Source organism: Paenibacillus sp. NPDC056933, from assembly GCF_042674385.1.
Lineage (GTDB): Bacteria > Bacillota > Bacilli > Paenibacillales > Paenibacillaceae > Paenibacillus.
Genome location: NZ_JBHUQN010000013.1, coordinates 26,546 through 41,490, shown reverse-complemented (window position 1 = coordinate 41,490; position 14,945 = coordinate 26,546). Strand labels below are relative to the sequence as shown.

General features: G+C 48.6%; 11 protein-coding genes. 2 read left to right on the top strand and 9 right to left on the bottom strand.

Annotation, left to right across the window (positions count from 1 at the left end; all coding sequences use genetic code 11):
* Nucleotides 1-206: 206 nt before the first annotated feature.
* Genes ACFTRD_RS32230 through ACFTRD_RS32220 form a run of 3 tightly spaced genes read right to left on the bottom strand, consistent with a single transcriptional unit; the run spans nt 207 to nt 2,748 of the window.
* On the bottom strand, nt 207-464 hold the full coding sequence (locus tag ACFTRD_RS32230) for an AAA family ATPase (RefSeq protein ID WP_379387061.1): 258 nt from the start codon (nt 462-464) through the stop codon (nt 207-209).
* 44 nt (nt 465-508) lie between these two features.
* Entirely contained in the window at nt 509-1,816 is a 1,308-nt protein-coding gene (locus ACFTRD_RS32225; RefSeq protein ID WP_192270196.1) for a replication-associated recombination protein A, read from the bottom strand.
* A gap of 53 nt (nt 1,817-1,869) precedes the next feature.
* Nucleotides 1,870-2,748, bottom strand: coding sequence for a LysR family transcriptional regulator (locus ACFTRD_RS32220; RefSeq protein WP_379387048.1), 879 nt, complete (start codon nt 2,746-2,748; stop codon nt 1,870-1,872).
* Between the two features lie 164 nt (nt 2,749-2,912).
* On the opposite strand from ACFTRD_RS32220, the gene ACFTRD_RS32215 reads away from it, so the two are divergent.
* On the top strand, nt 2,913-3,653 hold the full coding sequence (locus ACFTRD_RS32215) for an SDR family NAD(P)-dependent oxidoreductase (RefSeq protein ID WP_379387059.1): 741 nt from the start codon (nt 2,913-2,915) through the stop codon (nt 3,651-3,653).
* Between the two features lie 31 nt (nt 3,654-3,684).
* Nucleotides 3,685-4,587, top strand: coding sequence for a DMT family transporter (locus tag ACFTRD_RS32210; protein WP_379387047.1), 903 nt, complete (start codon nt 3,685-3,687; stop codon nt 4,585-4,587).
* A 107-nt stretch (nt 4,588-4,694) separates the two neighbouring features.
* On the opposite strand, the gene ACFTRD_RS32205 is transcribed toward ACFTRD_RS32210, so the two are convergent.
* The 6 genes from ACFTRD_RS32205 to hisS all read right to left on the bottom strand — a co-directional run bounded on the left by ACFTRD_RS32205 (nt 4,695) and on the right by hisS (nt 14,630).
* Nucleotides 4,695-6,881 carry a HelD family protein gene (locus tag ACFTRD_RS32205; RefSeq protein ID WP_379387045.1) on the bottom strand — a complete coding sequence of 729 codons (2,187 nt, stop codon included), beginning with the start codon at nt 6,879-6,881 and terminating at the stop codon, nt 4,695-4,697.
* A gap of 176 nt (nt 6,882-7,057) precedes the next feature.
* On the bottom strand, nt 7,058-8,851 hold the full coding sequence (locus ACFTRD_RS32200) for an ABC transporter ATP-binding protein (protein WP_379387056.1): 1,794 nt from the start codon (nt 8,849-8,851) through the stop codon (nt 7,058-7,060).
* Between the two features lie 70 nt (nt 8,852-8,921).
* A complete protein-coding gene (locus ACFTRD_RS32195) occupies nt 8,922-10,220 on the bottom strand; it encodes an NCS2 family permease (protein WP_379387043.1) in 1,299 nt (432 codons plus the stop codon).
* A 434-nt stretch (nt 10,221-10,654) separates the two neighbouring features.
* A complete protein-coding gene (locus tag ACFTRD_RS32190) occupies nt 10,655-11,413 on the bottom strand; it encodes a tRNA threonylcarbamoyladenosine dehydratase (RefSeq protein WP_379387041.1) in 759 nt (252 codons plus the stop codon).
* A gap of 18 nt (nt 11,414-11,431) precedes the next feature.
* The gene (aspS, locus tag ACFTRD_RS32185) at nt 11,432-13,210 is read right to left on the bottom strand and encodes an aspartate--tRNA ligase (RefSeq protein ID WP_192270210.1); all 1,779 of its coding nucleotides are present in this window, start codon (nt 13,208-13,210) and stop codon (nt 11,432-11,434) included.
* Nucleotides 13,211-13,376: 166 nt separating this feature from the next.
* Nucleotides 13,377-14,630, bottom strand: coding sequence for a histidine--tRNA ligase (hisS, locus tag ACFTRD_RS32180; RefSeq protein WP_379387039.1), 1,254 nt, complete (start codon nt 14,628-14,630; stop codon nt 13,377-13,379).
* Nucleotides 14,631-14,945 lie beyond the last annotated feature (315 nt).

The window sequence follows — 14,945 nt, the reverse complement described above, 5'->3', positions numbered from 1 at the left end:
TAAACAAGTGTAAAACAGCACTTAACAATTCACTTAGTACCATAAACGCAGCAAATAAATAATAATCTTAGGAATCGCCAACCGCGATTCCTTTTAAAATGGAACTTTTATTAAACTAAACTCCGTTAAGAATATTCCTTCACAACATCGATAAATTAACATACTTCATTTGCTAAAATATAAAAAAATGCGTTTTGATAAAAGGGTTATGGAAACGTAATGGGCATCTTTAAGATGATCAGGCACATCGCCGGTGATCCCCTTGCGGACGCTCCCCAAGCCCTGTCCAAAGCTGTATAGGCCGTGTTTGATTTAGGAGTTAAACCAAACACGCATGTTGGGACAGAGAGTGATATACCGGCTTCTGGGAGGCCCAAACGCTCTGCCGATTCGATTGCACTAAATGTAATATTACCTACGTTCGGATCGGCACAACGTACCCATAATTCCACCGATTCCAACATAGACAAGTTCTTTCATCGTTCAAGCATCTCCCGGGTCATCGATCTTACATCTCTCTGCGCCGCTGCTGGTTTAGACGAATCTTGGATTCATTGCCTTGTTCCGTTGCTTCATAGAACACGCGGCGTGAGAGCTGTTTCGGTAAATATTCCTGTTTCACATAATGGCCCGGATAATTGTGCGGGTATTGGTAGCCTTCATGTCCCAGCTTCACTGCACCGGAATAATGGGTATCCCTCAGATGAAGAGGTACCTCAGCCGACTTCACCTCATCAATAGCGTTCATCGCTTTGGAGATCGCGGTGTATACCGCATTGGACTTCGGACTTTCCACAGCGAACAGGATCGCCTGGGCAATGTTCAGCTTGGCTTCAGGCCAACCATTATTCCGATAAGCATCCAGCGCCCCAATTGCCTGCGTCATCGCTTGCGGATTCGCAAGTCCAATATCTTCACTGCTTGCTGCAATCAGACGACGTATAAACGTCATCGGGTCCATGCCCAACTTTTCTACCGCATACAAAAACCAGAACAGTGCTGCATCACTGGAACCTCGGATGCTCTTGTGAAATGCCGACAGTACATCATACTGCGTCGATTCATCTGCTCTCACAATGGGACGACGAATAGACTCTTCGGCTACATCAAGCGTAATGTGGATCGAGCCGTCCTTCTCTGGCGGTGTGGTCAGTGCGGCAAGTTCCAATGCGTTCAGTGCACGCCGAATATCACCATTCGCCATTGTTGCAATATGCTCCAGTGCTTCGTCGTCTGCCTTCAGGTCCATGAATCCCAAACCTTTATCTGTATCGGCCAGTGCCCGGCGCATTGCAATCAGGGAATGCTCTTTGTTCAAAGACTCCAGCTGAAACAGCGTGGAACGGCTCATCAAGGCCCCGTTTACATAATGAAAGGGATTCTCTGTCGTAGCGCCGATAAAAATAATCGTGCCCTTCTCTACTGCAGGCAGCAGTGCATCCTGTCGTGAACTATTAAAGCGGTGCACCTCATCGAGGAACAAAATGGTTTTCGTTCCGTACAACTGCTTGTTGGTCTGCGCCTGTTCGATGACTTCACGTACATCCTTGACAGATGCATCCACCGCATTCAGACGGACGAACTGTCCTTGGGTATGCTGGGAAATAATATGTGCGAGTGTCGTCTTGCCACATCCCGGAGGGCCATATAGCAAGATGGACGAAATCTGATCCGCTTCAATGGCGCGCCGAAGCAATTTCCCTGGTCCTATAATGTGCTCCTGCCCAATATATTCATCAAGCCGCTCTGGCCGCATGCGGTCAGCGAGCAGTCTTGCTTGTGGTTCTGAATCTTGTTGAAACGAAAATAAGTCCATTGCTCATCACTTCCTTAACGGATTGCCTCACTCTTTCCTTACCAAATTCCTGACTAATCTCTACACTCTATCATATCATACTCCCGTGGAAGCATATCCATAAATGCACCAAGTGCACTGCTGACAAAGGCATCCTTACGAGTAATAAAACGAGTCATCATGCGATTCATGCCTACTGGGAGTGTGTGCTTTCGCAGTGATCCATTTTCAATCTGATGCCGAATGACGATCTCAGGTAACAGCGAAATTCCCATGCCTGACGAGACCCCGCTAATAATTGCTTCGAGGGTTCCAAATTCCATAATGACCGGACGGTTTACCCCGCTCACCGATAACCAATCCTCCAAAATTTGACGATAGGAACACCCCATGCTGTAAACAAGAACAGGTTTACTTGTGAGTTCTTCATCCATTAGCCCCATACCGGAGGAGACAACAAAGAGTTCCTCGTCAAATACGGGAGTAGAGGAAATGTCGGGATGGTCGCATGAACAGCCGATGAACGCCCCTTCCAATTCATACCCAATCACCTGATCCATAAGCAATTGGGAATTACCCGTGGTCAACGATAAGGAGACAGCTGGATGCTGTTTATAGTATTTTGCAAAAAGCTCAGGTAACCGAACCGCTGCAGCGGTCTGCGTGGAACCGATCCGTAGTGGGCCAGCAGGCTCAATCGTAGAGCTCAGCGCTTTTCCAGCCTCATCGAGCAGGCCCACAATTTTATCCGCATACGTCAGCAGCATCTCACCTGCTGGAGATAAAGTCATACCCCGATTATGACGGATAAACAACAGTGTCCCTACTTCGGATTCCAGATGTCTTATCCTTGCTGTGACATTGGACTGCACGTAACCGAGGCGCTCTGCAGCCCGGGTCAGATTTCCTTCTTGTGCGACACATTGAAATATCCGTAAATCTCCGCTCTCCATTGTGAACCTCCCGGCTATGATTTTATTCAGTCTGACATCATTCAAAATGATACCTGAATCATTAACAATCATTATACAGTATAGCTGCTTCGAGCTACAATCGGGGTAGATCAGAACACAGCAGCTCGCTATCCACTGAGTTCACTTAAGGAGTGTTAATAATGATGAACTGGACAAACACCGTAGCTTTGGTAACTGGAGGCGGTACGGGAATAGGTCGAGCTACCAGTATACTATTGGCTAATCGCGGAGCCACCGTGGCCGTTAATTACTCTCGTTCCCAGTATGAGGCCGAAGAGACGGTACAACATATTCTGGATGCCGGAGGTCAGGCTTTTGCCATTCGGGCCAATGTGGGTTCGGATGTCGAGGTTCGCGGAATGGTGGCCTCTATCATCGAAAAAGTTGGACCTGTGACCGCACTCGTAAATAACGCCAGCATCACACATCATATCCCAATGAAGGATCTGGAATCCGTAACGGATGAGATATGGGATGAACTGTATGACGTCAATGTCAAAGGCATGTTTTACTGCGCAAGAGCTGTATCGAAGGGAATGCAGCAGACTGGCCAAGGCGCAATCGTTAACCTTGGCAGTATAGCTGGCAGCACAGGATCAGGCTCCTCCCTTCCTTACGCAGTTTCCAAAGCAGCTGTACACGGTTTAACCAAATCTTTAGCACATGCGCTATCTCCCGATATTCGGGTTAACGCCATCATTCCAGGTGCAGTCGCTACCCGTTGGTGGGCAGGAAAAGAAGAACAGATGAATCGTCTGGGCGGTGAATTATTGTTGCAGCGAATAGCGGCAAGCGAAGACATTGCACATATGATAGGCGCCGCGTTGGAGCAACCATCCATGACCGGGCAACTGATTACAGTAGATAGCGGCCAGACGTTATGAGCTTGTCGAGAATACAAAGGGAGGAAACCTGATGAAGCCCTTAAGATATACAATCCTGATCATCATAACCACTCTCATTATGGGAACCTCGTTTCCCGTAGGCAAAATCGGTATGATGTATGCTCCTCCCTTTTTGTTAATGGGACTTCGCTATATACTGGCAGGAGCGTTACTTGCTTGGATCATTAGAAAACGTCCTATGCCTGTGGGGTGGAAACAGTGGATGCAAATTGCTGTAATCGGTTTGTTTCAATCGGCTGGAGTAATGGGTTGTGCCTACTACAGCATGAACTGGATCAGTTCGGGAGAGTCCGCCATTATCACGTTTACCAATCCCTTGCTTGTCATCATCATGAGTGCTGCTCTATACGGAGTATCCTACCGCTTTAGCCAGTGGACCGGTGTGGTGCTCGGATTGGTCGGAGTGGCGTTGACCTTTGGATTCCATCTGAGCTTGAGTCCTGGAACGTGGATTGGGTTTGGCGGCGCTGTATCTTTTGCTGTATCCACGTTGCTCATTAAACGCTGGGGAGCAGCTCATGATACGTTTGTTCTTACCGCTTACCAAATGCTCGCCGGAGGCGTCGTACTGCTTGTACTGAGTCTCTTTACAGAGCAACCTCATTTTATCGTAAATACAACTTCCATCGTTGTCTTGGTATGGCTGACGATTTTCTGTTCCATCATTCAGTTTACGTTCTGGTTTTACTTGCTGCAAAACACAGATCCGGCCAAAACCAGTTCCTTTCTTTTTCTTGCGCCGCTCTTTGGACTGCTGTCTAGCTACTTCTTGTTGGGAGAGCATGTCGGCTGGATGGTGGGTGCAGGCGGGGTCATGATCTGTCTGGGTATTTTCCTGGTTAACCGCCATCCCGCTAGGCATAACTCAGCCTTGGATAAACCGGGGTTGACCCAACGAACACCTGCAAGTTAACTCAGTAGTCAGAGATCATATAACAAATGTTAAAACGTACAAAAAAGCATGGTGCCTTAACAGCGCCATGCTCTTTCCATATGAAAACGATGTTCAACAATCAGGTTTCACTCTGCCTCGCTGTCAGGCCAACCCTGAATGGCAACAGACTCGCCTTCCGAGTTGTGGATCGCAGCAGCATAGTCAGGCAATGGGCCGTCGTGGAATAACCACAGTTCGTGCAAAGCCCGGGTACAGCCAACGTATAACAGTTTCGCATCACCCGCATTAGGCAGATAGTGCTTCTCATCGCCATCGGCCACGATAACTGCATCAAACTCCAACCCTTTCGACAAATAGACAGGTAAAACGGAGTGTCCGCCGGTGTACTGTTTTTTGCCGCCGTCAATCAAGTTCAGATCCCAGCCTGCTGTTTGGAGTTCATGGTGAAGCTCCTTTGCCTCATGCAGGGTACGGGTCAGAATCGAGACAGTGCGGTAGTCTTTGACCGTTAGCAGCTTCAATGCACGCTCAAGGCTTGCGGTTCGCCCTTCTCCCCCATAGGACAACGTCCGTACAGGGTCACCACTCCGAAATACAGGAATCGCCGTGATCCCGCTCTTGACGCCCCGCTCCAAAATGGTATTTGCATAATCTATAATTTCCATCGTCGAGCGATAACTGCGGGTCAAGGCAAAGTATGCATTCTGTTCCTCAGGAAACAGGGAACTCATTTCTTCCCACGTATGAACACCACGGTACTCATGAATGCCTTGAGACAAATCACCCAATATGGTAAAGGAATGCCCTTTGACGAAGTGATCCAATAACGCCACATGAAAAGGAGAAAAGTCCTGCGCTTCATCAATGACGACGTGATCGAATCGCTCTGAACCTTCAATATCATGCACCAGTGTATGGATGTATACCAATGCAGGCAAATCCTCTTCACGGATGATACCCTGCTTCAAATCTGCTGCCGTTTGCTTCATCACCAATTTGGGAATAAGCGCGCTGAGCGAGGCAGGTACCGAACCGCCTTTAACAACCTTGAACAGCTGTTTATACAGCGTAAGCGGTTCATATTGAGGCCATTTTTTGGCGTAAGCCTTCTCACGGGTTGTCGCTTTCTTTTTACGTTCTTTGCGCACAGCTTCAGGCATAGGCTTCTTGAGTTCCATCTCAATCCAACGGTGAATACGCGCCATGACCCGCTCTTTTCGCTTTGCCAGCGGATAATGTTTGTATTCTTCCCCGAACCAGTTCTCAATCTCGGCTTTGCTGAGCACTGCACCATCCCATGGGCTGAAGTCCATATCAGGTACGGATTCCTCTTCCATCCCGGACAGCCACTCCCGAATCAGTTCCATGAAGCGGATCGAGCCTTTATAACGCCCAGGCACATCATCATTGAGTTCAGGACGTGTATCCGGCGTTTCAAACCAGGTGTTTAATGTCTCCGACGTGTCTGCCAAAGGCAGATCTAGTCCCAACAGGTTCATCGCCCAATCCGGGAATGTACGCTGCTGAATATCCCCTACACCGAGCTCCGGGAGCACATCCGATATGTAATCCAGGAACATATGGTTGGGTGCGAAAATAACCATTTTCTCCGCAGATACCTGCTCCTTGTACTGATAGAGCAAAAAGGCAAGCCGATGCAGGGCAACCGTTGTTTTTCCCGAACCGGCCACCCCCTGAATGATCAATGCGGTGTTTCTCGCCGCACGAATGATCTGATCCTGCTCTGCCTGAATGGTGGATACGATATCCCGAAGCTTGTTATCCTTGTTCTCTCCCAAACGATACACAAGGAATTCATCCGATACGGCTGGCTGGTCACTGTCCCGATTATACGTATCCGCCACACGTTCCAATATACGCTGCCGAATAACAACGTTTCGTTTCAGATATACCAAACCCTCAATGAGTCCCTCTGGGGCTTCATACGTTGCGGAGGCTTCTCCTCCGGTAAATGAGTAAAACAGGCTTGCGACAGGAGCACGCCAATCGATGACGAGCGGATGCTCTCCCACCTCTTCGCGGTCTACGCCGATTTTGCCAATATACAGCGGTTTCCGTGCACCACTGCCCTGTTCTTCGAAATCCAAGCGTCCGAAATAGGGTTGCTGCGCGCTCTTGGACAAGGCGGTGCGGCGCTCTTCGCGTCCGGCCTCCAGCACTTGTTCTGTGAAGTCGTGGCCCGTGTACACCGGCATTTTCTGCAAGCGTTCCAGCTGACGATCCACTTCCTCCATCGTTCGCTCTAACCTGTACTCTTCTTCTTGATAGGCACTTTGAAAGCTGTCTGACATGTTTCAGTTACCTCCTAAGAATATGTTTGCTCTGCATAGTCAATCACTGACGACACAAAAGGATACCCACTATATCATATTGATGTACAAAAAGCTACAGTAACCCGGTTTGCAAAATGAAAGAAACCGCTGTTCCTGTCCTGCAAAGAACAGAGGAACAACGGTCACTATCTAAATCATGCCGGCTCCAAATCCGACTTTCCATCCTGTGCCACAAACTGTTTCTGGGCCAGCTCACGGTATACCGGATGTGTACTGATCAACTCCGCATGTGTTCCGGTTCCCGTCACATGGCCCTGTTCCAGAACAACAATCTGGTCAGAATCGACGACGGTGGACAATCGGTGTGCAATGACAACCGTCGTTCGTCCTTCCATCAGATTGGACAGAGCTTGCTGTACTTCATGTTCGGAAGTGCTGTCCAGACTGGATGTCGCTTCATCCAGCATCAGAATATCCGGGCTGCGCAGCAGTGCACGAGCAATAGCGATCCGTTGGCGTTGACCACCGGAGAGCTTGATCCCGCGTTCCCCCACTTCCGTGTCGTAGCCCTGGGGCAATTTATCAATAAAAGCTGAGGAATACGCCATGTCTGCCGCCTGTCTAATCTCGTCCATGCTTGCCTCCCGACCCAATCCGTATGTCATGTTTTCCTTAATTGTACCTGCCATCAAAGGGCTCTCCTGCGATACATATCCAATCTTGCTGCGCCAGGAGGACAATGAATAATCCGTGATGGCTTGTCCACCATACGATATACTACCTGAACCAGGAAGATAGAATTGTTCCAACAAGGAGAACAACGTTGATTTCCCGCTGCCGCTTGGCCCGACAATAGCCGTCACTTTACGAGCCGGAACGGTCAGATTGATGCCATGCAGTACTTCTTCCCCTGTGACATATGAGAAATGCAGGTTGTTAAATGTAATCGTCTCATTGCCCTTGGGAGCAATGGTTGTACTATGACGCGGTTCTTCTTCATGTGCCAGTATAGATTGTATGCGCTCTGTCGCACCGACTACTTTTTGCAAACGTGAATACAGCGTCGTAAATTGACCCATTGGCATAATCACCTGGAACAACAGCAATATAAATGCAACCAGTTCCCCCGGAGACAACAATCCGGAAGCTACCCGCATACCGCCAACCCCCAGAATAACAACCAGTACAGCGGTCATGACAAACGTAAAGAGTGGACCGATCAACGCCAAAATCCGAGCTTCCTGCAAACCAAAAGCAAACATCTTCCCAATACGGGAATCGCCTGCTTCCGCCTCCTGTTTCTCGGTTCCATACGCTTTCACCAATCGAATCTCGCCAATGACTTGGCTGAGCACCGAAGTAAGACCAGCCATTTCGTCCTGCTGCTTCTTGGAGATTTTGTACATTTTACGTCCGACCGGCAACAGGATCAGCAGCGTTAAGGGTACCAGACTCAGAATAATGAGCGACATGACCCAATCCAGATAGAAAAGCAATGCTACCCCGCCCACAACCGCAACGATGTTGGATACAAAAGAAACGAGATAATCCGCAATTAACGTCATAATCTGACTTGTATCATTCGTGATTCGACTCATTGTGTCACCCGTACGATTCCGGTCGAAATATGGCATCGGCAGAGATAACACTTTGTTCCACAGCTTCGTTCGCAGCGTCGCAACCACCCGTTGACCTGCATAGTTCAACATATAGATGCTGATGCCTGAAGCGATGGCCTGAATAACAAATGCACCCAGCAGCAGGAAAATAACGGACTTATTCAGCGCAGACATCGTGAGCCCATCAATCAAGCCTTTGGTCATCAGCGGGACAATCAGGCCAGCTGTCGTCTGGATGAGTGTCAGGATCAACGCTATAATCAGAATAAGCTTTGGTGGATTTGTGGCAGCAATCAGCTTTACAAAATCCTTGAATCCTTTTTTCCCTACTTTCGGTTCAGCCTGTCCCGCTTGTTGTTGCTCTTCCATTCTCGTTCCCCCGTTCTCCCGATGTTCACCAGAGATCATACGTATGAGCATACATAACGTTCCCTATCTTTTACAATATCCCGTGCAGAACAAAATTGGCCAAAAACAGAATGGCAATGCCGTACATGACTTTAGGCACCCGCTTCCCCTGACCCGCCGCCAGCTTCGCCAGCGGATACGCGATGAATCCAAATGCCATACCGTCCACGATGCTATATGTAAATGGAATCATGACCATAATCAGAAAAGCTGGGAAAGCCTCCGTAAAATCACTGAAATCCATATCCTTCACACTTTGTACCATCAAGCCGCCAATAATGATTAAAATGGGTGCTATCGCACTGTCCGGAATGTAACCGAGCAGCGGGATGAAGAAAAAGGTTGCCCCGAACAACACCGCTGTAACGAGCGGAGTCAATCCCGTACGACCACCTGCCGCAATCCCGGCTGTAGTCTCGGCTGCGGCTACAGGAGGGCTGCTCCCAAATACACCTGCCAATACGGTACTGATGGATAATGCACGCAAGCTCCCCTTAAACCGCTGGGGACGACCAATGAGATGAGTCTGAGCCGTAATCAGTCCGATATTTTCAAATACAACTATGAGCAGCAACAGGAATACTGCGATCCAGAACGCCAAATCGGCCAGCTTTACCAAAGACAGCTCTCCAAACAAGCCGCCATATTGACGCAATGCTTCTATAGCTGACACGGATTCACCGGGATTCACGGCACCGAGTACATAGGCAAGGCCTGTCCCTGCGAGAATGCTGATCAAGAGTCCGCCCTGTACATTACGTATAAATAAAACCAAGGCGATCACAAGAGTAACACAGGCGGTGATCACTCCATGATCATTAAAATGTCCGATAGCCACAAATGTGGTCTGATGTGCGATGACGATTCCGCTTTTTTGCAAACCGATGAACGTCAGGAACAGACCAATCCCCACCGTAATACCATGCTGCAGGTTTTTCGGAATGGCCTCACTAATCATTTTATATAGTGATGTAAATGCAACAACCGCGAACAGCACACCGGTGACGGATACAACCGCCAAGGCTTCCTGCCAGCTCAATTTCATCGAATGTACGAGTGTGTATGTGAAAAACGCATTAATCCCCATTCCAGGTACAACGATAATTGGCGATTTGCCACCAAATGCCATCAGCAAACAACCAGCAATAGACGTCAGCAGTGTACCCACCATCGCCGCCTGCAGCGGCATTCCGGCATCAGCCAGAATGGTTGCATTGACCATCACGATATACACCACGGAAAAATAGGAGATGGCTCCCGCCACAATTTCCTTCTTCCACTGGTCTCCCGGCTCCATGCCAAGACGCCTGGTCATCCATCCTTGTTTCATTCGTTCCGTTCCCCTCTCCCTATGTAAGCCGAACAAAAGTATTTACACTTTACCACTGCGCTGACAGAACAACCTTCCGATCGCTGTTATCCCCAGATTTTTAGATTTATGTTTTTAAAGTTAAATCCGGTGATAAAGGCGAACGCTTTGCTTCTCCAGGTTTTTTCTGTCCTCTTCGTTCTTGTGTAAATCTTATATTCATCTTATATAGCTGCGATTTCTCTATGTATTTATCATCATTTCGCGCAGCACCACATATCATACACGGTTTTGGGATTGAAGTACATCACGTAACCCTGACATTTGTTAAGGTTTTGAGTCTCTTTTTAATACGGCTTTGATTTGCCCTTTTCTCCCTCTATCCACATGTGTTGACCATGCAAAAAAAAGCGCAGGCACCTTGTCGGTACCTACGCTTTTCCATTCACAGCAGATTAATGCTGCTTGTTCTCTGCAATTTCGATCAGTTCCTTGACAGCCACACTGACCATGATCAGTCCGGCTACCGGAGGAACAAAGGCGTTACTCGCTGGTGGCTGTTTGGCCTTGCGAATTTCCGGCGCATTCTCAGGAACAATTTTCTGCGTTACATCTGCGCGCGGTTTCAGCGGTTCTTCGGTGGAGAAGACCACTTTCACCCCTTTTTTGATGCCATCTTTGCGCAATTTTGTACGAACAACACGGGCAATCGGGTCCATGGTTGTTTTTGAAATGTCCGCTACCTGGAATTTCGTCGGGTCCATTTTGTTTGCAGCACCCATGCTGGAGATGACCGGAATCTTCCGCTTCAGGCATTCCTTGATGAGATGGATTTTGTAAATGATCGTATCGGAAGCATCCAGCACATAATCCAGCTCATACTTGAACAATTCCTCATATGTCTCTTCGGTGTAAAACATATTCAGTGCAATCGCATCGCACTCCGGATTGATCAGCTTCACCCGCTCCACCATCAGATCTGCTTTTTTCTGACCAACGGTCGTGGTCAGAGCATGAATCTGACGATTGATGTTGGTGATGTCCACCACGTCTTTATCAATGAGAATGATACGGCCAACGCCACTGCGTGCGAGTGCTTCCACGGCAATACCGCCCACACCGCCGATGCCAAGCACAGCGACTGTACTATTTTTCAAGGCGTTCAGACCTTCAGGTCCGATAGCCAGTTCTGTTCTTGAAAATTGATGGAGCATTGAGAGTCGATGCCTCCTTTATTTCTTTTCCGCCACCGGTTTGCGGGCTACGCGGATGTGAAGTTGTTCCAATTGGGAGTTATCCACTTCAGATGGTGCATTCATGAGCAGATCCGTTGCACTTGCCGTTTTCGGGAAGGCAATCGTTTCACGCAGATTTGTGCGGCCTGCCAGCAGCATCACCAAACGATCGAGACCAAAAGCGATTCCGCCGTGTGGTGGCGTTCCGTATTCAAATGCTTCAAGCAGGTATCCAAATTTCTCGTTGGCTACTTCCGGGGAGAGTCCCAGTGCAGCGAACATTTTTTCCTGAACATCACGTTTGTAAATACGCATCGAACCGCCGCCTACTTCATAACCATTCAGAACAAGGTCATACGCTTGAGCGCGGATCGCACCCGGATCTGTGTCGAACAGATGCACATCTTCGTCTTTTGGACGAGTGAACGGATGGTGTTCTGCCACATAGCGTTTCGCATCTTCATCGTATCCGAGCAGCGGGAAGTCTACGACCCATGCAAATTTGAATTTGCTGTCATCAATCAGGCCCAGTTGACGACCGATTTTCAAACGAAGTGCTCCCAGTACATCAGCAACCACTTTTTTGGTGTCAGCAGAGAAGAGCAACAAGTCGCCTTCTTCAGCGCCCGTACGTTCTTTGACGGCTTCGATCTCTTCCGGCGTAAAGAACTTCACGATTGGTCCTTTGAACTCGCCATCTTTGACTTGAATCCATGCCAATCCTTTTGCACCGTACCGTGCTGCGAATGGTCCGAGGTCATCGATTTCTTTACGGCTCCATGTACCACAGCCTTTGGCGTTTAGCACTTTCACTTCTCCACCTTTTTCGATGACAGAAGCAAATACTTTCACACCGCTGTTCGCTACGATATCGTTCATTTCGACCAGTTCCATGCCAAAACGCAGATCTGGTTTGTCTGAACCGTATTTACCCATGGCATCTGCATACGTAATGCGTTGGAAAGGCAGTTCCAGCTCAATGCCTTTCGTTTCACGAAGCAATTTGGCCATCAGCTCTTCCATCATTGGCAACAGGTCATCCTGTTGAAGGAAGGAAGTCTCGATGTCGACTTGGGTGAATTCCGGTTGACGGTCTGCACGCAAATCTTCATCACGGAAACAACGTGCGATCTGATAGTAACGCTCAAGTCCGCCGACCATCAGCAATTGTTTGTAAATTTGCGGTGATTGCGGCAGGGCGAAAAATTCACCTTCATGCACACGGCTTGGTACGAGATAGTCACGCGCACCTTCCGGGGAGCTCTTGGTCAGGATCGGTGTTTCCACTTCAACGAATTCTTCTCCATCCAGATAATCACGGAACACTTTGGATGCTTTGGAACGAAGTTTCAATGTTTCGAACATTTCCGGACGACGCAGGTCCAGGTAACGATATTTCAAACGAAGGCTCTCGTCAACTTCCACACCATCTTCGATAAAGAATGGAGGTGTTTTGGCCGCGTTCAGCACTTCGATCTCGGTAATTTGAACTTCAATTTCGCCTGTAGGCAGGTTTTTGTTGACCGTTTCGGCATCCCGTTTAACCACTTTACCCGATACGGCGATAACATATTCACTACGCACTCGGTCAGCGATTTGCAATGCTTCGCCAGAGTAAGCTGGGTTGAAAACAACTTGTACAATGCCGCTGCGGTCACGCAGATCGATAAACAGTACGCCCCCCAGGTCACGGCGGGTCTGTACCCAGCCGTTCAATGTTACGGTTTCACCGATGTGTGCGGTTGTTAATGCGCCGCAATGATGACTTCTTTTCATAACCAAACTCCTCATTATGTGAATTTCCGTTCTGTATGGGCGGGCAGAACCCGCTTTTCAACAGCGCGGTTGCGTGAAGATAATTTTATTGAAAAGGCATTAGCTGCCGAATCATTCCATTGTTAAATCAACCTGTTTTACAGTTGGCTGTTTTTTTGTTGCACTCTTATTTAGCTCCCTGAATGGTTGCAATCAGCTCTTCCAGTTTCACGGTTTGCTGTTCACCGGTGTCCATCGCTTTAAGCGCAATCTCTCCGCGTTCCAACTCATCGTCGCCAAGAATTGCTGTGTAGCGGGCTTTATATCGATCCGCCGACTTCATTTGAGCTTTCATCTTGCGACCCAGATAGTCGCGTTCACCGGACAGACCGGATTGACGAAGCTTAAACAGCTGACGGTTGACTTCACGATCGGCTGCTTCGCCGAGGGCAACAAAGTATACATCAAGCGGAGCGAGGGCACTTACATCAATGTTTTGGTGTTCCAGAATCAGTTGAATGCGTTCCAGACCGATACCAAACCCAATGCCTGGTTGATCCGGTCCGCCGATATCCCCAACGAGGCCGTTATATCTGCCGCCGCCACCCACGGTGTCAATCGCACCAATACCTTGAGCCTTCAATTCAAATGCCGTCATCGTGTAATAATCAAGTCCACGTACCAATCTTGTGTTCACTGTGTAATCTACGTCAAAATCCTCCAGAAGACTTTGAACTTTCGCAAAGTGATTCGTCGCTTCCTCGTCCAGGCTATCCAGAATGGATGGTGCACCGACAAACTTGTCCTGATCCACCTTGCAATCCAGGACGCGAAGCGGATTACGTTCCATGCGGTTTTGACAATCCTTGCACAGGGTGTCTTTCATCGGTCTCAGGAAACCAAGCAGTTCTTCACGATAAGCAGCACGACTTGCCGCATTACCAACCGAGTTTACTTCGACTTTGACATCTTTCAGTCCCAGCTCGACACAAAATTGATAACCGAGTGCGATAACCTCGGCATCAATCGCCGGGTCCACTGCTCCGAATGCCTCCACTCCGAACTGGTGGAACTGACGCTGACGTCCTGCCTGCGGACGCTCATAGCGAAACATCGGGCCGACATAATAGAGTTTGGTTACATCTGGCTCCCCATAGAGTTTATTCTCTACAAAAGCACGTACAACACCAGCGGTTCCTTCCGGACGGAGGGTCATGCTGCGATCTCCCTTGTCCTTGAACGTGTACATCTCTTTCTCAACGATGTCGGTTGTCTCTCCTACACCCCGCTCAAACAATGTGGTCTGTTCGAAGATGGGTGTGCGAATTTCCCGATAATTAAACCGACGACACAGGTCCCTTATTTTCCCCTCTACAAACTGCCACTTCTCCACAACCCCAGGCAGTAAATCCTGAGTTCCCGTTGGTTTTTGAAAAGCCATCTCTCATCCCTCCAGCATCTATTTTTTCTCTATATAACAAAAAAATCCCTCGCCCTGTCGCTGTATATACAGCAAACAAAGGGACGAGGAATTGTGTTTACACATTCACCCGTGGTACCACCCACATTCCGGAATCCCTGATACTTTCGCCGTTCAGGTGATCATGTGATGATCTAAGGTTGCTCTAGGCAATCCGATCAAACAGATCATTCCGCTCTACGTATAACGCACGTCCTGCGCAGGCCGGCTAATGATCATCAGATAAAAGGCTGATGTGTTCGCCGTCTGTTCTCGGGGAAGTCATTCGTCCGCTCA

Bases quoted from the DNA above. Each gene is read 5' to 3' on its own strand.
- ACFTRD_RS32230 (WP_379387061.1), bottom strand. From the start codon at position 464: ATGTTGGAATCGGTGGAATTATGGGTACGTTGTGCCGATCCGAACGTA.
- ACFTRD_RS32225 (WP_192270196.1), bottom strand. From the start codon at position 1,816: ATGGACTTATTTTCGTTTCAACAAGATTCAGAACCACAAGCAAGACTG.
- ACFTRD_RS32220 (WP_379387048.1), bottom strand. From the start codon at position 2,748: ATGGAGAGCGGAGATTTACGGATATTTCAATGTGTCGCACAAGAAGGA.
- ACFTRD_RS32215 (WP_379387059.1), top strand. From the start codon at position 2,913: ATGAACTGGACAAACACCGTAGCTTTGGTAACTGGAGGCGGTACGGGA.
- ACFTRD_RS32210 (WP_379387047.1), top strand. From the start codon at position 3,685: ATGAAGCCCTTAAGATATACAATCCTGATCATCATAACCACTCTCATT.
- ACFTRD_RS32205 (WP_379387045.1), bottom strand. From the start codon at position 6,881: ATGTCAGACAGCTTTCAAAGTGCCTATCAAGAAGAAGAGTACAGGTTA.
- ACFTRD_RS32200 (WP_379387056.1), bottom strand. From the start codon at position 8,851: ATGGAAGAGCAACAACAAGCGGGACAGGCTGAACCGAAAGTAGGGAAA.
- ACFTRD_RS32195 (WP_379387043.1), bottom strand. From the start codon at position 10,220: ATGAAACAAGGATGGATGACCAGGCGTCTTGGCATGGAGCCGGGAGAC.
- ACFTRD_RS32190 (WP_379387041.1), bottom strand. From the start codon at position 11,413: ATGCTCCATCAATTTTCAAGAACAGAACTGGCTATCGGACCTGAAGGT.
- aspS (WP_192270210.1), bottom strand. From the start codon at position 13,210: ATGAAAAGAAGTCATCATTGCGGCGCATTAACAACCGCACACATCGGT.
- hisS (WP_379387039.1), bottom strand. From the start codon at position 14,630: ATGGCTTTTCAAAAACCAACGGGAACTCAGGATTTACTGCCTGGGGTT.